Source organism: Marinobacter sp., from assembly GCF_041687235.1.
Taxonomy (GTDB): Bacteria; Pseudomonadota; Gammaproteobacteria; order Pseudomonadales; family Oleiphilaceae; genus Marinobacter.
The window spans coordinates 226,284-248,508 of record NZ_JAWLCH010000005.1 but is presented as its reverse complement, the minus strand read 5'-3'; the positions used below and the strand labels follow the sequence as shown (position 1 = coordinate 248,508).

17 protein-coding genes are annotated in these 22,225 nt (G+C 52.3%); 10 read left to right on the top strand and 7 right to left on the bottom strand.

The window, feature by feature from the left end:
• Positions 1 to 46 precede the first annotated feature (46 nt).
• The gene (locus ACESMK_RS09970; protein WP_372997780.1) at positions 47 to 919 is read left to right on the top strand and encodes a hypothetical protein; all 873 of its coding nucleotides are present in this window, start codon (positions 47 to 49) and stop codon (positions 917 to 919) included.
• A 38-nt stretch (positions 920 to 957) separates the two neighbouring features.
• On the opposite strand, the gene ACESMK_RS09965 is transcribed toward ACESMK_RS09970, so the two are convergent.
• Together ACESMK_RS09965 and ACESMK_RS09960 are read right to left on the bottom strand one after the other, a co-directional pair.
• Positions 958 to 2,976, bottom strand: a complete 2,019-nt coding sequence (locus ACESMK_RS09965; protein ID WP_372997778.1) for a hypothetical protein — start codon at positions 2,974 to 2,976, stop codon at positions 958 to 960.
• Positions 2,977 to 3,265: 289 nt separating this feature from the next.
• Complete coding sequence (locus ACESMK_RS09960) at positions 3,266 to 4,432, bottom strand: hypothetical protein (protein ID WP_372997776.1); 1,167 nt, start codon at positions 4,430 to 4,432, stop codon at positions 3,266 to 3,268.
• A 337-nt stretch (positions 4,433 to 4,769) separates the two neighbouring features.
• On the opposite strand from ACESMK_RS09960, the gene ACESMK_RS09955 reads away from it, so the two are divergent.
• Positions 4,770 to 5,456, top strand: coding sequence for a hypothetical protein (locus tag ACESMK_RS09955; protein WP_372997774.1), 687 nt, complete (start codon positions 4,770 to 4,772; stop codon positions 5,454 to 5,456).
• 127 nt (positions 5,457 to 5,583) lie between these two features.
• On the opposite strand, the gene ACESMK_RS09950 is transcribed toward ACESMK_RS09955, so the two are convergent.
• Both ACESMK_RS09950 and ACESMK_RS09945 read right to left on the bottom strand, forming a co-directional pair.
• Positions 5,584 to 6,600 (bottom strand): thioredoxin fold domain-containing protein, encoded by a 1,017-nt coding sequence (locus ACESMK_RS09950; RefSeq protein WP_372997772.1) that lies wholly within the window; start codon positions 6,598 to 6,600, stop codon positions 5,584 to 5,586.
• Between the two features lie 238 nt (positions 6,601 to 6,838).
• Positions 6,839 to 9,484: a PD-(D/E)XK nuclease family protein gene (locus tag ACESMK_RS09945; RefSeq protein ID WP_372997770.1), complete on the bottom strand. Its 2,646-nt coding sequence runs from the start codon at positions 9,482 to 9,484 to the stop codon at positions 6,839 to 6,841.
• 341 nt (positions 9,485 to 9,825) lie between these two features.
• Here ACESMK_RS09945 and ACESMK_RS09940 point away from each other — a divergent pair, with 341 nt between their 5' ends.
• Positions 9,826 to 10,152: a hypothetical protein gene (locus ACESMK_RS09940; RefSeq protein ID WP_372997768.1), complete on the top strand. Its 327-nt coding sequence runs from the start codon at positions 9,826 to 9,828 to the stop codon at positions 10,150 to 10,152.
• 122 nt (positions 10,153 to 10,274) lie between these two features.
• A complete protein-coding gene (locus tag ACESMK_RS09935) occupies positions 10,275 to 11,006 on the top strand; it encodes a hypothetical protein (RefSeq protein WP_372997766.1) in 732 nt (243 codons plus the stop codon).
• Positions 11,007 to 11,035: 29 nt separating this feature from the next.
• On the opposite strand, the gene ACESMK_RS09930 is transcribed toward ACESMK_RS09935, so the two are convergent.
• Positions 11,036 to 11,455, bottom strand: coding sequence for a hypothetical protein (locus tag ACESMK_RS09930; RefSeq protein WP_372997764.1), 420 nt, complete (start codon positions 11,453 to 11,455; stop codon positions 11,036 to 11,038).
• Between ACESMK_RS09930 and ACESMK_RS09925 the strand changes: the two genes are divergently transcribed.
• A complete protein-coding gene (locus ACESMK_RS09925) occupies positions 11,454 to 12,080 on the top strand; it encodes a hypothetical protein (RefSeq protein ID WP_372997762.1) in 627 nt (208 codons plus the stop codon). The genes ACESMK_RS09930 and ACESMK_RS09925 overlap by 2 nt on opposite strands.
• Before the next feature lie 47 nt (positions 12,081 to 12,127).
• Positions 12,128 to 12,409, top strand: coding sequence for a hypothetical protein (locus ACESMK_RS09920; protein WP_372997760.1), 282 nt, complete (start codon positions 12,128 to 12,130; stop codon positions 12,407 to 12,409).
• Between the two features lie 545 nt (positions 12,410 to 12,954).
• Here ACESMK_RS09920 and ACESMK_RS09915 read toward each other — a convergent pair.
• Positions 12,955 to 13,527 (bottom strand): hypothetical protein, encoded by a 573-nt coding sequence (locus ACESMK_RS09915; protein ID WP_372997758.1) that lies wholly within the window; start codon positions 13,525 to 13,527, stop codon positions 12,955 to 12,957.
• 131 nt (positions 13,528 to 13,658) lie between these two features.
• Here ACESMK_RS09915 and ACESMK_RS09910 point away from each other — a divergent pair, with 131 nt between their 5' ends.
• The 4 genes from ACESMK_RS09910 (at position 13,659) to ACESMK_RS09895 (ending at position 18,513) form a co-directional block, all read left to right on the top strand.
• On the top strand, positions 13,659 to 17,051 hold the full coding sequence (locus ACESMK_RS09910; protein WP_372997756.1) for a UvrD-helicase domain-containing protein: 3,393 nt from the start codon (positions 13,659 to 13,661) through the stop codon (positions 17,049 to 17,051).
• Between the two features lie 36 nt (positions 17,052 to 17,087).
• The gene (locus ACESMK_RS09905) at positions 17,088 to 17,339 is read left to right on the top strand and encodes a hypothetical protein (RefSeq protein WP_372997754.1); all 252 of its coding nucleotides are present in this window, start codon (positions 17,088 to 17,090) and stop codon (positions 17,337 to 17,339) included.
• 86 nt (positions 17,340 to 17,425) lie between these two features.
• Positions 17,426 to 17,770 carry a hypothetical protein gene (locus ACESMK_RS09900; RefSeq protein ID WP_372997752.1) on the top strand — a complete coding sequence of 115 codons (345 nt, stop codon included), beginning with the start codon at positions 17,426 to 17,428 and terminating at the stop codon, positions 17,768 to 17,770.
• On the top strand, positions 17,770 to 18,513 hold the full coding sequence (locus tag ACESMK_RS09895; protein ID WP_372997750.1) for a uracil-DNA glycosylase: 744 nt from the start codon (positions 17,770 to 17,772) through the stop codon (positions 18,511 to 18,513). The genes ACESMK_RS09900 and ACESMK_RS09895 overlap by 1 nt, the downstream gene beginning before the upstream one ends.
• Before the next feature lie 179 nt (positions 18,514 to 18,692).
• Here ACESMK_RS09895 and ACESMK_RS09890 read toward each other — a convergent pair whose 3' ends face one another.
• Positions 18,693 to 20,201, bottom strand: coding sequence for a hypothetical protein (locus tag ACESMK_RS09890; RefSeq protein WP_372997748.1), 1,509 nt, complete (start codon positions 20,199 to 20,201; stop codon positions 18,693 to 18,695).
• Positions 20,202 to 22,225: the final 2,024 nt, after the last annotated feature.

Sequence of the window (22,225 nt, the reverse complement as noted above, 5' to 3'; positions counted from 1 at the left end):
CACTATCAGAGTAACCTTGCAAGGTGTACTTTGATAGTGGTGTATCATGTCTGACAAGACTTCTGAAGACGTCCCATCTGAACTGGTTGACCCATTAAAGGCTGCGTGGCGCGAATACAAAGCAGCGTGTGGTGCGGTCAAGGCTAATCTTGTGAATGATGAGCGAGCTGGCTATCAGGGGCAGGCCCTCACCGAAGACGGGGAACCCGCCAACCCGCATGAGCTTGCCTCTCAGCTTTACACCGACTGCGAACGTGAAGACGGTGACGACCCTAAAAGGTCGAATCATGCCTTTGGCGTTATCGTCGTATCCCCCAAGACCCAGGCATCTTTCGAGTTCCTTAACCGCACCAAAGCCGACCTTATTGCTGTCCTCGATGATCTTAAGGGGCACCCTAAGCATTCTCTTGAATCGATCAAGGCTGCTGCCGGACTGACGCGGATTCACTACTACAAGATCAAGCGGCCGGTTAAGGGATTGGGTGGGGAGCGGCCAGAAAGCGTCCGGCTCTCAATTGAACAAAAGATCGATGTGGGTAAGCGTACCGTCGACGAATGCATGGAGCTCCTGGAGGATTTCGACACCACACAGATACACATTCAAGCGCAGTTGGATGCGCTTAGAAGGCTGAAGCCCTCAGAACCACTTGCTTACGTGTTTGAGACTTCAAACATGCGGATTATGGCGAACGTGTCATTCCCGAAATACCCGGCCAAGACCGGTTTACGTCGACACGCCAAATTGAGAAGCGTCATGCCGTTTTATGTGACATCTCATAATCCGGACTGGGCCCCGGCCATCAAGCTTCCCAGTGCCGTGCGACTGGAAGACCGGGTTGAGCGTAAAGAGAGGAAAGACCGCCGGATTGATCCAACGCCTTTCCTGCCAAGCATCCACGTCCATCGATACATCGATTAAACAAGCTCCCAGGCTTTCTGGGAGCATTCTCAACCTGCTTAACGCTCCCGCAGCACCCCCACTTTAAATCCTAAGGCACTCGCTTCACTCATGAATTCATGCACCCGGGCTTCATAGACTTCCCTGAGCTTCGCACAGCTTTTTGCCTGCCCACCCGGGGCAACGTCGCGAATTCCGTCCTTCTCTAAGACGATAACTTTGCAATCACGTCGATTCGTGAACGTATCAGAAAGGGCTTTCAGCATCTCCCGCAACTCTTCGACTGACTCGTAGTAAAGACTCTCTACAAGAAACGCTGCATCAATCGGAACGGTTAAAGTCTCCTCACACTCGCAAAGGGCATAATAGAAGGAGGTCATTTCGTCAGATATCACATCGAAGAAGTCAAAATATCCATCAATGGGGAATTCGTTTTCGTTATTGAGGTAGACCCCACCGAGGGTATGCTTTCTCCCACAGGTATCAACGGTGATATAGTGCAGACCGAATGGATATAAGATGGGAGCGCCATACCTCTCTGCCATCCACTCTTCAGCAAACCCCTCTTCCAGCTCATTTAGTAGTTCGTCACGCTGCTCTTTTAAATCCGAGTCCTCTTCCTCCTTGCTCCATGCTATACCCTCCTCCGTAACCCACTGGCGGTAGCCCTCCCGACGCTCAGGAATGCTCTCCTCAAACTCCGCAAGCAAGGGTTTTGAATGAGTCTCCCAGGCTTCCTCCCTCTGTACCGTGAGCTCGGCTTCGTACTCCGCCCTACTCACGTCTTCTATAAAGCAGGTGTGCTCAACTTCTTCGTCCTCATACATGTCTTCGAGAACACCTTTACCAAAGCTCACGCGATTAATCCTTAGTGATTCGGAGAACTGGATAACGGCACTGTGGCGCTCTGCTGCCCACAAAGAAGAGTTGAGCGATGGGATGGGATTTATTGGCCGTGGTTCAAACAGCATTTCGAGAGGATCGTTCCAGAACTCTTGCTTCAACAGCCAGGCTTCAACCATTCTCTCCAGGGTTGATTCAACGCTTGGCATTCTGTAAATGCTAAGCAAAGCTGGGCCTGTAACTTCTTCAGGTTGGTATTCGAAGCGCCCTTCAAATACCAACTGTTCTAGAGTGGATGAGAATTCGGGATCTTTGAAAAGCCAATGAATAGCTCGCTCAACCTTATGGAATGCTTCATCAGAAACCGACTTCCAGATTGTCTCTGGTGCCTGGACCATGCGGTTTTCTTCAGGGCTAAGCCATGGGGATGGCATGACAGAAAAATTGATGCGGTTTCTAAGGGGGCGCCTCATGAATTCGCTCACGGGTGAGCTCAACCACGGGGTTATATCTACGAGATCCCCAGCTTCGTTATAGAGGTCGCGACTCACGGCACTGCGTATAATGTTCGGAATGATCTCCGGGAGCCCGCTTTCATCCAGAGCGGATTCGATATAAGCGAATTGGTTGCTAAATAGAGCAATAACTTCAGGAGAGTCCGCCTTATCTCCTACAGCTTTCCGGACAATTGCATCATCATCCAAATGTTCATGGTAGATGTTATTCAGCCCTAATCGTCCATCCGCCAGCCCTGCCAGGTACGCCCATGAATTATAAGGGGCAATCCATCCTCCTTTACCATCAGGAGACAATTCGACTAGCGCTTTATTGTCGTGGTTTCGGAACAGGCTCGCTGGCGCCTCGTAATGTGGCTCAGGCACCTGAAATCGCTCTTCAATTGATCTGGTCTTCTGAAGGGCGGAGGAATTGGAGATCAGGATTTGAAATTCATCGGCCGTAAATACTGTGCCTTTTGGCCATGACAGAAAGCACAGTGGCTTTGCGTATTCGATGCGGTGCTCTTCACTCAGTAGTTGGCTGAGTTTGACGTCAAATTCGGGGATTAAAGTCTGGGGCAATGAAGCGATGAGGCCGTTGGACGATTTGTGGTTAAGGGCCCTGGCGACAATTTCTCGAACGGAGCTTAGCTTAATGCTATTGCCGGAAGTAGCGATGACATCCTCTCGGATGGCTTTTACGAGTGCATTGAAGTCACTCTTGGAGTGAATCAGCATAGAATTCTCCTCGCAGTATTGGCCCCCGCTTAAACCACTGCGCTGAGAATAGAGAAACGTGCTCAACAAGCCGTGGTGATCAGTGTCTACAGGTCAGAAATTCGAGTCGAGGGAACTCAGGCTGGTTCTGTATGCCCTGTCACCGCAATGACAGGACCATGTTCCCCCGGTGAGGTTTTAAAGTCCAGTTTTAGAGGGGAGAGGAAGTAATGGATTTGCGAAAAATAAAAGGAACAAACCAAAGAAAAGGGGGCCGTTTTAGCCCCCTGAAACGTACTGCAGCGATTGGTTAGCCGACCTGAGCTACATCATCATCCGAGCCCTCGCCCCCAACCGCTCTCGTTTCATCCAGCGGTGGAAATTCATCCGTCACCGCGGAATAAACCCCGTGTGAAACCCGCTGAATGACAACGGAGAAGTTCAGCTTGCTCCGGATGTTGAAGCGGTCAGTCTCCCGTTCTTTGATGGCAGCCATAATATCGCTATCCCGGGATTCAGGATTCTTCTTCAAGAACTCCCAGATGCGGTACTCCATGCTGGCCTTCATTGTCTGCTTCGGGTCAAGCTTCTCGGCACGCTCGAAGATATCCGGACTCTTCGTAGGCTTGCAGATACCCTTCTCTACGCCGATCTGTGCGACCGCTTCGGGCGGGATATCCACATCATTCTTCATGGCTTTACGCGACCTGGCAATCTTGGAGTGCAGCCAACGCATGTTGCACTTTTTTCTGACAGAAAAGATCCTCCGCAATCGAAGCTCGATCGGGTTACGCCCTGCTTTCTTCAGAAGAAAGAACCCATTGCCACGCTCATCGTCTGCTCCGGTCAGCCAGACAAAATCTGACTGTGCCTCGAGTGCAGCCACCACCAACCGTGTCTGGTTTGATGCCAATTTATGGCCAATAGAAACCTCTTGGGTAATCTTGTTGACCGTGCTTGCCCCCAGGGTTGTGACTTCTTCCCGGGCCTTCTTAACGATGTCTTTGACGACGTTAGGAGCGCTGGACTTAACGATGAATCGACGTTTACCTTCTTTAATCACTTCTACAGACACTTGAACGGTCAGTTGCTCTAACATGTACAGCAACGCTTCCAGGTCAATAGCCTTCCGATCTGTGCACCCTTCCATGTAAAGGATGTTCTGGGCATCTTCCTCACTGCATGGGGCGCAGGCTTCCAGGAAGTGACCTGCATAAACCGCAGAGCGCAGTGACTCAAAAGCACTTTCATCGCTTCTGATCAGTTCATTAATACGATCAAGACCTTTGATGGACCTTTGACGAACCGCCTCCTTAGTAACGCCAAAGTCTTTCGCGATGTCTTCAAGCTTCTCTCTGGATTTGCAGTTAAATCCATTGTGCCGAAGCATCACTTCTTTGGTGGTTTCGTCAATACCTTCCGTGCGGTCGAGCAATCGCTCCAACTCTGTCTCGATTGGCGAAAATTTCACAGTCATTCGATCCTACTCTTTAGATAATAGTGCGCGGCGATACATCTTTTACTTCGCCACGGCACAAAAATTTTTCTACTGTGCCTCGCTTTTAATTATCTGCTTTCATGGACTTATAGTTTTAGTTCTTAACTTCCCTAACAAATCAAGCATAGTTTACTATATTTGAAACTTGCCTCGTAGGTTTTTTTATTTTCTTTCGTAAATTCTTAACTTATGGTCATCCCCCCTTAAGGCTCACCATTAGTGGCTTCTGAGGCGGCCACACTTTCCAGTCAATTACTTTGACTTGGCGAATTACATAAGTTAACTTATCACTTTATCCGGAAATGATATTTTTACTATGGCCACTAAAACTATTAATCCGCAACTGACCGCCTATTACGAACAGCTGCGTCACCCCATGCCTGACTTCCTCAATGATGTTGGAATTCACAACATCCATGACCGCGCAAACATGCGCTATAACGAGCGCCTCTGGCAGAAAGTCAGGCAGCTCAACGAAGAAAGTCAGGAGCCCACCATTTCGGAATTCCGCCATATCGCTGCGGAAATCCGTCGACAAATCGACATCGAGCTCTACGAATGTGACGACCCTGATCGCTTGTCTATCGAAGACATTTGCCATCGCATTTGGGACGCACAAATCGGAATTTCCCCGGTCAGTATGCCATCTGAGGCTACAGATGTGCGCCATGATGAATCGAGCAAAAATGAAAAGCAACCTATCGATGACTATCGCCTGGCCATCAGCATCTCGATCAGCGTTCGCGGGCTCTCCAGGCGCGAAGCCAATTGGATTGAGGCCTGCTTCAAGGATCACAAGCCCGATCTCTCAGCTGGAGACCACACCATTGCACTACTTTCGACTATGGAGGTAGACAGCATAGAGCGAATAGACCGCTGGCTTCCAAAGCGAATTCGCACACAACTGTTAGGCCATATCAGCAAAAGCGCCGAGGCTGATGAACACGACCTGACGCTTCCGCTGAAGTACCGCGCCAAACTATTTCTTCGGCAAATCTTTTAGCGGTAACGGCTGCAGCTTTACTTGTGGCCGTTTGCCAGACTTCCGCAAAGCTCCCAGCCCAATCCAGATAGCTGCCACCCCAAGGACGACAGCTCCTGCAACCAGAAAAGTAAACATAGTCAGTTCCTCACTTTGTTCTCTCTTCCAACATACGCATGATAGTTGGAACCGGGTTCTCCCGTGGGTAGCCGTCAACCCGAAGGCCATTGGCCGACATTAGCGTTGGCGTACTGTGAACGCCCAGTCCGCTATCTTGCGCTATAGCAATATCTCGAATGTTCATCAGATACCCGTTATCGCACATTTCCGCCTCTTCCAAGGGGTCTCCAGTGTAGGCTCTATCCAAAAGCGTGCGACGCTCTTCCATGGTTGGTGCGCAAAGTACCTTGCTCATAACCTGAGCCTCCGCCGCATCCATACCGCGACGCGGGAACAGCGCAGCCCGAATTGTCACGCCTTGTGACTGAAATTCTGCGTAGTCCTCGTGGTTTTTCTTACACACCGGGCAAGTCACATCGCTGAATATCGTTACCTGGTGCTTTTCCTCACCCGCGGCCGGATACACCACCGTCATTTCATCTGGGATAATATCGTTCGCCAGAATTGCCAATGCAGCATTCAAGCTCCCAGCATCTTGCCCGCGAAGCCCTGTTTCTTGCTCGGCATCTGCCGCCGGCTCCGAGGCTTGTGACGGTGTTGAAGTTTGTTGCCTTACAGGGGCCTGCTCAACAGGTGCTGTATCGGCGACATTGGCTGAACCACCCCCAGAGATACCTTGCAGAGATCGAAGCGCACTCACAGTCTTCTGAGTCAGGTTCTCTCCGGTCTCAATATCGATCAGGTCTCCCCGAATAACGAGATCCCCCAGGACATAACGAAGTTTGCCGTCGTTATAAACCTCAACAAGACCGGGATAAAGATCGCTGGCCCTAACCTGGTTCAGGGTCAACTGCGGCTCTACAATGCGAATCTTCTCGAAAGCTGCTTTTTCCAAATCTTCATTGGCGACCAATTCTGCCTTTTCACCAACCTTGGTCACTTCTTGTTTTCCATAGAAGAAGATTTCAAAGGCCAGTGCTACGAGTGCTGCTGCGCCGACCACTCCGAAAAGGAATGCTTTAACGTTTGAGGCTTTCAAGCTCATGCTTGTACTTCCCTTCTGTGAAAATTCAAATTCATGATGATTTGCGTTTAACCTTTCTAACGTGGGTCGGATGGCGTAACCACTATCCGCTGATCGGGAATCAGCTGCCTACGCATGCACCCCCACGGCAATACCAGATACCTAAGGCTATCGTTGCTGCCGTGCTGAACAGAAAAGCTGCCAGCACTACATCAACCTTCGATAGCTTTCCCTTGTTCTCACTCACTTTTACTCTCCCTTAGGCAGCAATACTGGATTTGAGCCCATTACGGCAGACAGCCTTCAGTTCACAGGTGTTACAGGCCTTGTTGTGATCAATCGGATCAATGGCCACGGAACCGGCAAGGATCTTACCGCTGATTTCCTTGAGAGCCTCATTCCAACCCTCTTTCATATCTTCCATATCCTGAGGCGCAATTTCCCTCAGAACGGTCTCATCCCCTTTGTGGGAGACATACCCAGACAGCGCGGCCTTGTCTCTGTTCAGGGCGCCCAGGGCAACGCCGGTAACCACACTCCCAGACTTACGGGTGAGCGCCCCAATGGGAACCTGAGGCTCATGCATGGTCTCAGAGTTCCAACCCGACAGGCTGGGCGCATTTTCTTTGTAATCGATGACCACTTCACCGCCACCGTCGACCAGATCTACCCGGTCACGCTTAATGGTCACGGTTACCCCGTGGACATCGACATCTACGGCCTCCTCCATTTCTACGACGGTGAAGGGCGCACGCTTGGCATCGATGTCGAGCCAGTTCAGAGCCATCAGGCAAAGGCGGCGACGCTCAAGGCGCTTAACGGCATTGGACAGCAGGTCCGCACGCTCATAGTTCTCAACGGTGTGCTCTGCTGTGCGCTCCAGCAATTCCTGAAGATCATCCGGACGCTCCATCAACTCCAGCAGTGTTTTCTGGTCCTTCAACTCTTTCCAGATGAAGTACATCATGCCGTGGCTCAACTGACCACGGATGCTGTGACTAACGCCCTCTTCCGGTTCCTCCAGCGGTTTGATGCCCAGCCTGTGCTTGGCAAACCCTCGGAACGGGCACAGAGCGTAGTCCTTGAACAGACCCACGCCGCCTTTCATCTGCAGTAGTTGCGGGGGCGTGTCCGATTCCATCTGAGTGGCTAGCTTACCGCCGGTACCAGAAGACCAGAAGTCGCCGTTCGAGGTATAGCTTTCAATGACCGCAGAGCGATCGACCTGCGGGTGCCTGGCGACCAGCGAGGACGGTGACAACTCATTGTCGCGGTCGCTTTGTGGGTAGCTGAAGATCACCTGATAACCAGCCTGGCTGTAGCGATCGGTCAGCGACCGGGCGAACTGCAACTCCCTTTCCGGTGACGCATTGGGCATGTTCCGGGCCCGCTGGAGAGAAACCGGGATAAACGGGGTTGGGGTTGGCGACGCCGGCCAGCGATCATCGCGCATGCCCATGACCCACACGTAGTCGAAGTTCAGGCCCGCCCCCTCGAGGGCACCGAGGATCTGCACCGGCGAATCCTTGGTCTCCGGCTGGAACGGTGTAGAGCGTACCAGGCGTCCGAGCACGGAAATCGCCTTGGACAGGGTAATGCTTTCCAGCACGGCATCGTTACCCGCCAGCTCATGCAGAACCCGGTGGAATGCACGAACAACCTGATACTCAATGGAGTTCAGGCCGATATCGCCCGGCCAACCGATGGCTTCGAGCTGGTCGCCCATATCCTTGGCCCACTCACTGGGCAACTTTACGCTGTCCGGATCTGCGATTGCGTGGAGCGCCGCTACCAACCGGTCTTTGAGCCCTTTGCAGTCCCCGAGGCCTTTGAGCCATTCGGAGCGTTTGTGTTTACGGGCCCGGGCCTCTGACAGCTTCCGCCAGACCCTGGCGCGTTGCTTGGATTCGTGAACCCCGCCACCGATCAACGGGGACATCATCACTCGCTTGATGGTATCGGCATCCACGTCCTGACGGTTCAGGGACAGGACATCCATGGCCGCGGCCACCAGGGGCTGAGTGAACAGGGGCTGGCCGGCGGAGATATTGAACACCGGTGCGTAGTTGTTCACGTCGACACGAAGATGATGCGGATCCAGCACTTCGGAGAATACCCGGTGCACTTCGTCTCGGCGCTGGCCAAGATCGGGGACGATAATCCCGACAGTTTTCTGTTCCTGACTGACAATGCTCTGGGCCCACATGGCGGCGAGGCGAACTTCGTCACGCTCATCCCGGGCAGCAACCAAAGAGGTTTTTCCTTCCGGTACCGGGAGCACTTCCTCTCGAACCTGAATTTTGCCCGCCAGCTTGAAGATGGCCTCGTAGACCGGAGGAACATCATCGAAGCCCACGAGGGTAATCTCACTGACCGGCTCAAGCAGACCTTGCTCATAGGACTCGAGCAATACGGCAGGAACTTTCGCAGCCGGTAGCACGTTCAGCAGATGGCACACGGATTCGAAGTTCTGCACCCAGCCGGCGAAGGCTTCGGTTGCTTCCGTATCCTTGAAGACCTGCGGATCTACCTCTTCCTGCCACAGGCACATAGTCTTGTATGCCTTGGCGGCCTGCTCGGCGGCAGCCCGGGGACTCAGAATGCCGGACTGGGCCTGTGTGGCTGAGATGACCTGCTCCCAGATGGAGATCTCCTGATCGGCAGACAGTGTGGTGCTGGGCTGCTCGGACTCCAGATTCTGGTATACGGCCTCCTCGAACTGAGACTGTACCCACCCCTCAAGAGAATGAACATTGGGGGTGTCCCAGGCATTGGTCGAAGCGCTTTTGCGCTGGGCGAAGCTTTGCAGCATCTTTGCGCGGATACGACGGTTGGGCGTGAGGATCAGACTCCCCTGCTCCAGTTTGTCGATGTACCCTGAAATATCAAATAGTGAAATGGACATGGTGCTCTCTCCTTATTCCTAACCTAACCAAATGATACATTAACTTCGTACATTAGGCAAGCTGTATTGAGAAGCACGCACTGCCCTGAACGCCATATAAGGCAGGAAGCTGCGTTCATTCTATTGTGAAAAATATTTCACTCTCTAAGTTGACACATCACTTAGGTTATATTATTTTCAACTTGTCAGTGGGTTTCATTTGAATTTACTGTCACGTCACTGTGCTCATTGTAACTTCTCCTAAGGATTGGGGTTTTTCGCCGGCTCCCGCCGGCTTTTTTTTGCCTGCAGGAAAGTAACGAAGTAACTTTGCGCCGGTTGGTAAAGAGCAAGAGGTTGAGGTGGAAACCGGTGAGGTCGAGAAGCTGAGCTTTGGCCGGGGCGAGAGAGCTGTCACCCGTAAGGAAATTCAGTGGATACAAACCGGTGTTTCCGATTGTGTGATTGATGGCACGCGGTTCGCGAGAAACATCCAGGCGGCAATTGAGGAGCTGAACAAAGAAGGCTATGAAGTTGTAATCGTGACGATGACCACCTCCGGGCAATACGACTGGAGACAGAAGCTATCCAATAACCCGGCCGGCGGTTATGGATGGGGCTATGGATTTTCCTACACCAGCGGCGCAAACATCATCGCGAAACGCATGACCACCAAAGACGTGTCTTAATCACCTCCGGTTCCAGGTCCCGCCACAAGCGGGGCCGTCCCCCTACTCCTAGCCTGGTGATCGAATTTTGGTACACTGGAACTTCTGCGCAATAACCTACCTGCACTATCAGGAGTATGTTTTTGTCGATTCACTATTACGGCCCTGGGGAGCTCTCCAGCGGATTTGTTGGATTCCGCGTTTCCGTCGCCTTTGACAATAAGCACCGCCAGTCCTGGTTCTCCACCAAGGATGCCAAAGTTCAGGATGAATCGGACTTCGAATACAAGCGGGCGCACCTCAAAGCACAGATCCGAGAAGCTGAATTGAGCGCTGAATCCGCCCTCCACCAGTATCAAACCTACGTGACCACCAACCACCCTAACCTTGCCCCGGAAAGAGGGGTCGGCGTTCATGGACTCAGCCTTCAGATCCGTCGCAACAACGGGAGAGCTAACAGCTCTGCTCCGCGATTTGAGCCGGGTTTCCTGGTGAATCACAAGGTTGACGGCAAAGGCTACAACCGGCTATTCACTTTCTTTTCCCAGAGCTATTCGGATGCCTGGCGAGACGCCGTGCTATTTTGGGGCGAGAGACATGAGATTCTGCAAGAAGACATTGACCGGTTACTGGCTAATCCGCCAGCCCCTGAGCGGTTCAAGGAACTGCGACGCTTCCTCAATGAACAATCTGGTAACGAGCTGGCTGATCTAATACCTGTCGAAGCACTGGAGCCTGTTTTCAGGGAACAACGGGCAGAGCTGGCCTCCCGACGTGCGGCACAGAAGTACCGGCTTGGCCAAAGTGACAAAGACGCAACGGAAACTGAAATTGCGCTTTGGTTCGAAAAAGAGTCCACCCAGCAGGCAGGTTGACCCTGTTTTTCATTCTTGGCTCTGAATTTTTATTTTTTGCGCCTTTTTTTCAATTTTTCGTAGTCTTTCTTCACCGACTCGGGCGCTTTTTTCATTTTTTCGTTTACTGTGGCTGCAACAGCTTCTTCATGCTGAGCCTGAGTAATGACCTCTTCTATGTTGATTCCTATCGCCTCAAAGAGGGGACCGTAAACCTCGCGACCTGATTTCGTGTAGGTGATGCGACCATTCCGGTCCTTGGTGTACCAGATCGAGCTTAGGTCTTCGAGCATCGAACCCTCCTGTATCGCCACTAGCTCTTGTGTGAGTGGCGCCATTAACCGCAAGACTTTTCGCTTTTGATAATATAATATTTGCAGACAGAAAAATGGAACAGCCCGCCGATCTTTATTATCAAATCGTGACTGACCGTCACGCTCGGCGATACTCACATTGGTACGATCGCGCATGAGCTCTACTATCCTCGAAACCGAGTACAACCCTCAACGCTTCTTCTGGAACAACTTGACCGGTATTCCCCGCGCACCGATGGTTTATCAGTTACTCAACGAAGATGGTAGCTGGCTTGACCCGGGAATTCACAATAACCCCTGGGCACCGGCAAGCCTCAACCTGATTATGACTCAGTTGGTCACACAGTACCCCGGAAAAGTATCGGACTCTGTGGGCGGTGATCCGCGGCGCTTCCTAATGGGCACCCGTGCTGAGCTTGTAGCTTACTGCGGCGAGATCGGAATACTCTCCACGGCCCACATCATTCTTTCGGGCCCGGTCGATATCTCAACCATCCATCAGCACAACCCTTTCCGGGCTTTGGATCTTCCGTTTAATGCTCAGGATTGGACCGAGGAAATATCCGACTTCCCTATGGCCTACCCCTTTTCAATGTTTTTCCTGCGGCCGGAGCGGGACGTGGTACACATCCATGGATTCACACCACTAATCCGGGAAACCCAACCCGATGGAAGTGCCTGGTACCAATCGCCCTATCCAGGCGAAGAAACGCCCTCACCTGATTCTGTCAGCCGAGCGCCGTGTCGGGTCATTGCGGAAGTCGATGCACGCATGGCTTGATGGTTTGCTAACACAATATACGAAAACAGACAACTTATCGGAGACCTATGGCCAAGTTCAAAGCACTCACCGATACCCACCGCGAAGTGGCACGCCATCTTGATTTTTTGAGCCGCTCGCCGGCCTATAAAGGATACGACATCATTACCTGGTCTACAGGCGGACAGGATTACATCCTCGCAGCTGCCGATCTCTCCGACCGTGGCTTCATGGGCGTTGAAACCAATCACCTCTGCCACCAGCCCCTGGTCACCATCTCAATCGCCCGGTATCGCATCCCCGAACTGATGGCGTTTGTAGAGCAGAGTTTGTCTGAGATAGCCGCTTGAATCTCTGCCGGCGGCCCACCTTCCCCTGCAGCGTCCTTTCTCCATGGGCAATCGCTGCAAGGCTCTCTGCGGTATAGTGCGCCTCCGCCTTCGACAGTGACCACCTGGTGATTTTCGCCTGCAGGCCGTACATCCGTTACTTCAGGCTTAGCTTTCGGAGTCTTCTTCCTGCTAGTGTTCTCAATTGCCCAGCTGTGGCTTGTTTCGTTAACAATTGCCGTTGGCATTCCTTCCTCCTGAGCTCTGGCTCTATCAAGATGATCGATTGCCCATTGTTTCCAGGTAATCTCGACAAATACATCTAAGGTTTTGCCGCGATGAGGCTGATGCAATATAGGCTTTCAACTTTGCACCAAGCACCTTCCTTCTTCGGTGGCGATCCGGAAATCCTATTCATCCTTTGTTGCCAGAGACCTTGACTTCAAAGCCCTAAGAGTTCTGCTAGAACAAGAAACTCCTTGTCGCTCCTCACGATCTACCCAAAGATGATGGGCTCTATGATCTACTACCCGGCGCATGCTGCCTCCTGTTGTCATTAGGACCTGTTAAAAGTCGTCTATTCCTCCAAAAGAGTCATCGATACCGCATCCAAAATCGTCATCGAAGCTGGACCCAATGCCGTCATCGATTCCGGCTCCCAGATCGTCTCCGATGCCACTATCAATAGAGTGCATGTCTTCAGATACACTGCTGCATCCGTATAGGTTGCCGTCAGTATCAATGCCGCCAACCATGGCCAGGCCTGTAGCAGGATTAATTGAGGGCTCTGAAAGCGAGTCATCTACAAAGCTTTCGGTCGTTGAGGTGGGACCGGAGTTTTCATCAGAGCACGCCGTAGCTGCAGCAGCTGTACCGGCAGCAGCACCAACGAAGGCGGCACTTGAGTTTTTAGGCGCGCTACGATGGTTCTTGGGGTGGTTAGGGTTCGGGTAAGGATTACCGGTTTTCGGATCAATCAGAATCTCTCCGTTGCGGTACCGCTTCAGGTCTCTGGATCCTGTATACATTTGCCAGAAGCCCCAGCAGGCTAAAAGTACGGGTGGCACGACAACGCCCCACGGATGAACCATTGCGCCAATTGGCATTGTGAGAACCAGAAAAACAATATTAAACAGCATGTAGTTTCGGCCTGGCCGACCTCCTCGGTTTGTTTACATCTTCAATTGAAGAGTATCAATTTCTTCTTGCAAAGTACACCTTGCATGGTGTATATTTGTTCTCAGGTTAGGACAAACGAATCGAGGCAGTTATGACTATCGCACAAGACCAACAGGGCCGTGATCTGGCCGTAGACCCCCGCAAGTCCGTCATTGTTGAGGCGGGCGCCGGCTCTGGCAAGACAGCCAACCTGGTAGTACGCAAACTCCGGCTGCTGGCCATCTCTGAGAATCCGGAGGAAGTACTTTCCATCACCTTCACCCGTAAGGCTACCGCTGAAATGCGAAGCCGGGTCATTGGCGCTTTGCGTACCGTTGCTCTGGGAGCCACCCCCACGAACGCCTATGAGGAAGTGCTTTACGATAGCGCACGCGCTGCGCTTGGGCGTGACCGGGAGATGGGCTGGAACCTTCTGGACAACCCGAGCCGTCTTCGGATCGTTACCTTTGATTCTCTGGCACACATGATTGTCCGGATGTCCCCGATTACCTCTCAGCTGGGCGGGCCGGTCGTTGTTGAAGAAGACCCCTCCCCTCTGTATGAGAAGGCTGTCGATCGCCTGTTCCAGTCTCTGGACACCGAAGGGGACGACACCCTTTCTCAGGCCGTGTTCCAATTCCTCGACCTGATGGATAACCGCCAGGTTCGCGCCCGTTCGTTCCTTACCAACCTTCTGGCTCGCCGTGACCAGTGGTTGGCTTATGTTCTCAGTGCCCGGGACCGGGGCGAGTTCTATGACCTAATCAACGAGTCCTGCAGTGAGCTCGGCCTTGGCACCATTGCTGAGATCTCCACTGTTATCGAGACAGCCGGCGTTGGCCCGGCTCTGGCGCAGCTGTGGACCTATGCCACAGAGAACGACGTCAAGTCTGGAAACATCGCGGCTCTGTCAAGCTACAAGCAGTTCCCGGATACTGACGAGGTGGATCTGGTCTTCTGGCGTGGCCTGGTGGATTTCATGCTGACTTCTGGTGGCACTTTTCGGAAGCGTCTGACTGATAAGGAAGGCTTCCCGGCGCCCAGCAAGCTCAAGGGTGAGGCCAAAGAGCACGCCAAGGCCATGAAGGATCTGTTCTCTCAGGTTGTCAGCGAGATCGAAGACGTTAACCCTGATGCCGCAGCCATGCTCTTCCGCTGTGGCGTGCTGCCCGAAGCGCTCGAGGAAGGCTCTGATGCTCTCGCGCTGATGGATACCCTCGTTGACATCCTGCCTGTACTGGCGGCAGACCTTCAGGTGATCTTCACCGAGCATGGGGCAGCTGACCACGGCCACGTCTTTCAGGCAGCCCTTCAGGCTCTGGGCGATGAAACCATGCCGGGTGAGGCCTCCCTCACTCTGGACTACCAGATTCGCCATATCCTGGTGGATGAGTATCAGGATACCTCCAAGCCGCAGACCCAGATGCTTAAGCGTCTGACCGCGGGTTGGGAACAGAACGATGGCCGCACCCTGTTTCTTGTGGGCGATCCCAAGCAGTCCATCTACAAGTTCCGGGATGCGAATGTCTCCAACTTCCTCGCGGCTCGCCGCAATGGGCTTGGTGATATCCGCCTGACGGCCGCGTACCTCACGGAGAACTTCCGAAGCACCCAGGCCATCATTGAGTGGAACAACGCGGTGTATGGCCCGGTATTCCCGGCTGAAGAGAATATCGCTCGCAGCGAGGTTACCTTCAGCCCTTCTACCGTCCCTGCTGGTAATACCGGCGGCGATGACATTGTGGTTCGGGGCTTCTATGGAGATCCGATCAACAACGCTATCTCGGAAGCTGACTTCATTGCGACCAAGCTGAGGGACCTCCAAACCAATCATCCGGAAGAGACCGCGGCTATTCTCGTTCGTAACCGGTCTCACCTGCGCGAAATTCTGCCGGCGCTGAAACGGCACAAGATTGCGTGGAAGGCCTCGGACATTGATCCGCTGTCCTCTCTGGGGGTGGTATCCGACCTGCTCTGCCTGACCCGGGCGATTATGAATCCGATGGACAAACTTGCATGGGTTGCCCTACTCCGATCTCCGCTGGTGGGCCTGACCATTTGCGAGATTAATACCTTTGTTGGTATGGCGAATCACGTCTGGTCGGCGATGAGCAATGTGCGCCAGCCGATGATCCCGGCAACCAAAGCTATCGTGGACCGGTTCACCAAAGTTATGACTGAGGCCCTGGCCCGGTACCAGCGAAAATCCCTGCGCCAAATCGTCGAGGGTGCTTGGGTTGCCCTTGGCGGCCCTACCCTGACCAAGGATGCTGGTGAGCTTGAAGCGGTACGCCAGACTCTGGACCTGATTTCTGGCCTTGAAGTGGGCGGCACCATCATGGATACCGAAAACCTGACGCGCTCTGCTTCACGGCTGTATGCCTCAGACGCCGCCGGCGCTGAGAATGCCGTCGAGATCATGACCATGCACAAGGCAAAAGGCCTTCAATTTGATTCCGTGTTCCTGCCCGGCCTGGCCAACGGCACCCGCCCGGATGAAAAGAGCCTGCTGTATTGGGATGAGTGGCTGAATGATTCCGGCCGGTACCGCATGGCCATGGCGCCCATGGCCCCCCCAGGGTCCAAAGATGTGCCGCTGTATGATTTCCTCCGGGCCCGGGAGTCTGACAAGTCCCGCCAGGAAATGGCCCGCCTGATGTACGTGGCCACCACACGCCCTCAGAAGCGTTTGTTCCTGACGTTCGGCCTCGAGGTTCTGGAGTCTGGAAACGTTGCATCACCGGGGAAGAGCTCGCTGCTGGGCATTATCTGGAAGCAGGTAGAAGATCAGGCCGTCCTGACCGAATCTCCTGTTCGTGAATCCGTTACCCAGGCACCCAGCATGAACGTAACCCGCATCGAAGGCCGCGACTTCCTGAAGACCGCAAAGCTGGCCGGGCCGCTGGCTCAGTACCGGGGTGCGGAACAGGGCTTTGGCGCTGATAACGTCCCTACCCTGTCATGGGACAACGCGGTAGCCGCTGCGGCCGGAACGGTATTCCACCGGTTCTTGCAGCTGCTGAATGACAAGCAGATCCGGGAAGTTAAGCCTGAGGATGCACGGAAGTTCAAACCGTTCTGGGAGCGCCAGCTGCGCACCCATGGCCTGCCGATCGGCAAACTGAATCAGGGCGTGTCTCTGGTTGAGGAAGCCTTCAAAGGTCTGAACAGCGAGGATGGCCGGTATCTACTGGGAGCTCATGACCAGAAAGAGGCCGAGAAGCCGGTTACCCTGGTTGTGGACGGGAAACCCGAAGACCTGGTGATTGACCTGACGTTTGTCGACAACGGCATCAGGTGGATTGTCGACACCAAGACCAGCGCTCCGGCCGAGGGCGAGCCCGAACATGCGTTCATTGCCCGGGAGTTGCAACGCTATGAAGAAAAAATGGCACTCTACGGCCAGGCGGTTACCCATCTCGGCAACGAGCCGGTGAAACTGGCCCTGTACCTGCCCAGGATCGGGCGACTGGTAACCTATAACGAAAACCGGGCGGCAGCATAAGGCTGCCCCCACTTCACCGACAGCGAGGAAAATTTCATGCCCCGACATATCACCGTGGTTTACACCATCCATGACGAGGAAGCAGCGAGAGAGGAGCTTGACCGGCTTGGTGCCAGTTTTCAGGCCTATGATCCGATCAACCCTCCCCCCTTCGGTATCTCGGCAATGTCGAACGCTAATGAAATACGCCGGCTCGAGCTGATCGAAGAGGCGGCTGAGGAGTACGAGCCTGATGAAGCTTTGGAGACCATTCAGAAATGGCTCGGCACGGTGAAAGTGCCCGATTGATTCAGCGCTACGTTCTGTAACCGACAGAGCTGCCCTGTTCATAGACACTACAGAAAAGGCCGAAAGGCACCATAAAGGAAATTTTCATGACTGATGCGACCCAACCCCTGTTTGACGATCCTTGGTCCCGGTATGAGTATGCTGCCCGCTGCACACTGGATGTCGGGGATAACTGGAAAATTCGCTCGGTGTCTACGGCCGTTCACCCAATGATCGAAGACCGCATAATGGAGCTCGAGGGTAACGTGGACCTCGAAGACGATCAGAAATGGGCAGAGCTGGATGTTAGTTCGAGTCCGACTGCATGGCTCCCCCGGGGCTGGATTTTGGTCGTGATGTACGATGAGGAAGATCCTAAAGACGTGAAAGCGGGCTTCGTGAACGTCTCTCAATACCTGCGCACACTTGACGAGGCATCCAACGACAACTGATGCAAATCACTAGACAGATTCAGCAGATAGAAAACGACTGGCGGGATGTGCTGCTCGCCCATGTCGATAACCCCAGGGTATTGGCTCTTGAAGCATTCCTTGAAGAAGACTGTAACGATCACGAGGTGTGCCCGCCCAGCGAAGACTGGTTCCGAGCGTTTCACACTACCCCGCCGGACCAGGTGAAAGTGGTGATCATAGGTCAGGATCCGTATATGAATGGTGAGGCAACTGGTCTTTCGTTCAGCGTGAAGCCCGGGTACAAGCTGACCCCATCGGCCCGAAATATCGTTAAGGAAATCACCGGACTGAGCAAAGTCACGAACCACAATGGGGACTTCTCAGATTGGGCGGAGAACGGGGTTCTGATGCTCAATACCTGCCTGACTACCAGGCATGGCGAAGCAGGTGCGCACGGTAAAAAGGGTTGGGAGATACTGACGGGCGCGGCCATTGACCATCTTGCGCAATTGGACCAGCCGATTGTCTATTTGGCATGGGGCCGATGGGCTCATGACGTAGCTGCCCAGGATCAAAATCCGAACCATCATGTTATCCGGACATCTCACCCCAGCCCGCTCGCAGCGAGTCGGAACGGCAAGGATTTCCCTGCGTTTTTGGGGTCCGGATGCTTCGAGGCCGCAAACCAGATACTCAACTTCAATGGCCTTGAGCCTGTACAATGGACGGCGCCAGTCATCGCAACCGCTGAAGCCGATCCGGCGCAGGAGAGCCTTTTTTGAAGGCAGAGCTTACCGGAAACAAGATCAGACCTGCCAAATGCCCTGAATGCGAGTCCGCCTTGCGAGACTCGCTGGGCTTTCTATTCCCCTGCAAACATTACCCGCTAACAGAGCTTGATAATGCTCGGAACGAGAGAACAAAGCGGGAATTACAGCGAAGAGCGCCCAGGCGCTAGGACTCAAAAGAAAGAGTACTGGCGCTTTCCGGTTAAGCTGGCCGGCACAGAGGAAGGCTTTTTGTTGTCATCCCCAATGATTGGATCCCACTTGTCCCTTTCAACCTGAATAATCAGGTTGTCCCGGGTTTTGTATTCCGGGTCAGGATCCAATAGGCGAAACAACGTGATGTAGTAGCCACAGAACTTCACCTTGACTGGATCGCCAGACTCTTCCTTCCAATTTTCAAAGGGCTTGGGATCGTGGTCTTTCAGTCCCTTGATGAATTTTTCCTTGAATGCCCAGTAATCCATGGTGGGTACGAGTGTCCGGGCGAAATGCTGGAGTGGCTTGTTGATTTTCCGTTCTTTCTTCTTGCCAGGCGTTTTAAAAATCACCGGCCGCAAGTAATCGTAAACAACCTGCATGATGCCACTGACACGATGACTCAACATCTCACGATGAGCCCGGAAAATAGCTTTGGTCGTCGGGTTGTTTTTGATCCGGTACCAAAGATGGGCGCCAAGGCTGACAACCAGATGCCGCGGTACTTCCCTCTGAGTCATATCGTCATAAACGTCGATATGGGATAGCAGGCGGAAGTGGGCTTCACTGAGGAAGTGAGAGCTTTCATCCAGATCAAAGAACTTCATGAACTTACTGTTTTGGACATCATCAACTTTCACATCAAACCGGGTGCTTTCCATTGCCCGGATAGCATTGTAGATGCGGCGCTGGTTCTTGGTGTTTGACGGGTGTTCCAGCTCCATCAAACTGGCTATCTCGACAGTATCAATGGGGAATGCGTTCTCAAGGTGACTCACATCACCACCTACATCGGCCAGACGCGCTTCAATGAGCCCGGCGATTTGAGTCAACAGTGCCCGCATAACCGGTTTATCGCTCCAGGTGAGCAAACGATCCCCGTTGGTCTGGGTCGACGTCTCAATAGTAACCAGCTCGCTCTGGAACGTGAGTTGAGTAACCATGAAATTGTCGGGCACATCTTCCCAGCTTGATCGAGGCATGCACCGATCTAGGATGCCGAAAAAAAAGTTTTCGCTGCGGGGTGTGGCGCCTTCGAGAGACTTCAGATACTGGGTATTGCTCTCACGAATCCTGGTACTCCGCGCAATAGGATTGCGCTTTTTCTTGGCGCTGGTTTCGATTTTTTGATCTATCGAAGCCTTCGCGGATGAATAATCCCGGAGTCTCCAAAGCCTTCTTTTCAGGCCTTGATGCCCATATCTTCGAAACGCACCGTCGAACACTCCGTAGTTGCTGAGGGTTCTGCTGTAGCGATCGATTGAAGGACGAGAACTGGCAATCTCCCTTTTCTTCAACTCCTCTGCAAGTTCGAGAGATGTGACAATGGCGTTGTTGTTGCTTTCACACGCAGCAAACAAAGCATCCAGAAATTGAATCTCACGCGGCTTCAAGGGCAAAGCCAAGTAATCTTCTTTTTCGGATACGGAATATTCCGGAACCTCAAAATGAGTCCCGGTGGCTTCTGCCTGTTTGTCAGTGCTCATGAAAGGCCTTCCAGCCGCAAGTGGTGCAAAGGTTAAACGTATTTTGAGCAGCTTAGCGGTTTTTTACAATCTGTCAAACTTTTCTTTGTTTCAAAGTTAAAGTATTCCGTAATGGGAAATTTGATCCCGACTTTTTGAAGGTTGAACCACTGAAAATTGACCTTCCACCTGGTGCAAATTGCCTGCCTGGAAGTCCAGATCGAAGGAGCCCAGATCCCTAATACGTTATATCTTTGTTATGACACGTTATCAGTTATAGGGAATTCCGGAGCGATCGAAAATTTCAAAAGATCAACTACTATCAATGATATACAGCCATAAACGGCAACTCATTTTCGGTTTTCCACAGTCTGCTTACACCATTTTTTAATCTGCTCACACCATTTTTTTGGTCTGCTCACACCATTTTTTTGGTCTGCTTACACCATTTTTCAGTCTGCTTACACCGCGTATCCACAAGGAGGTGATAACCAGAGTCTTTTTGAGCATGTTTGTCTTGTCTCGGCATGCAAGGTTAATTTATTGCAAATTCAGACAAGCAAAAATTGCCCTTGGTTGGTGTATTTCTGTGTCTATATATGAGCAGACCAGCACAAACTTATGTTTTGTTTTCACGCAGTTGGTGAATTTCTAAGGCTATATCTGAGCAGACCGGAATGGTGAATTTCTGAGGCTATATCTGAGCAGATTCTGGTTGGAAATGAGCACCGTATGGTGAAAAGCTGAGTCTATATGTGAGCAGATGTAACCAGATCCCGGACTCTCAACGGCTTTGTTCTGGGGTGGTGATTTTCTTTGTCTATATGTGAGCAGACTGAACGCCATAAATATCAATCACTTATGCCTGCGTATTTACTTTTGCTCGTATCAAAGCTCTGAAAGCCCGGGCACTTCACTTTGAGACTGGACCGATCGCGTAAGGAGTCATTGATTTGGTCTGCTTACACCATTCCTGGGCACTTGGTTGATCTGCTCACACCTCGGGTACGCTCGGAAACAGGGTATCTAGGGGCCGGAATTACCAAATTGGCCTGCTTACACCACTCACCGCCGGGTTATACCAATCTGCTCACACCACTTTTGAGCCTCAAATTGGTCTGCTTACACCACGAAAACCCTTGGAAACAGTGGCTTCCCTGAACAGCAAAGACGGATACTGGTCTGCTTACACCATCGTCCAGCTCACAAGATCAGTCTGCTTACACCACTGAAAGCACCGGAATTAAAGGGTTTCTCGAGATAGTAAGGATGGCATTTGGTCTGCTTACACCACGGGAAAGCCCGTAATTAGCGGGCTCCACGAAATATTCAATTAGGGTATCGGTCTGCTTACACCATCCCCACGATCAAAAGATCAGTCTGCTTGCACCATCGCTGGCATTGAAAACAGCGGGTTTGCCAGGTAGCGAAGATAGCGTGTTGATCTGCTCACACCATTGGAAGCCCTGAAAACAGCGGGTTCCACGGAATATTGAATGCGGGAATTGGTCTGCTTACACCAGTCTTGATATGGGATTGGTCTGCTTACACCACGAGAATCCGCGGAAATAGAGGGCTCAGCCTGAGAGCAATGACAGAACCGGTCTGCTTACACCATTTTCAAGGCTCATGTCCCAGATGTGCGATTCGCACTGAAACCAACATTTGATTTTTCATTGACTTGAGCATTCCCCCTGATTTGGTCTGCTTACACCATTTTTTCGTCTTTCCTAGCCATTTATCGGCCATCAAATCCAAATTTTTTTCCAGTCTGCTTACACCACGGAAAACCCCGTTATAACTGACATCCACTGAAAAATATGGTGCAAACCTGAAGCGCATATTGAGCAAACCGAAGTTTAGCTGTTGTCACGCGCAGAGAAGAACGACTAAATTATGATTCCAACAGCATTCCCCAGGCGCTGTGATTCTCAGAGTTACCAACGAAGGTTGGCCGGAGAAGATGTGCGTGGCTATCTCTAAATCAGGGAAGGATTTTTGAATGATTAGGTAATCATCAGACATAAAAAAAGGCTTGAGTTGGC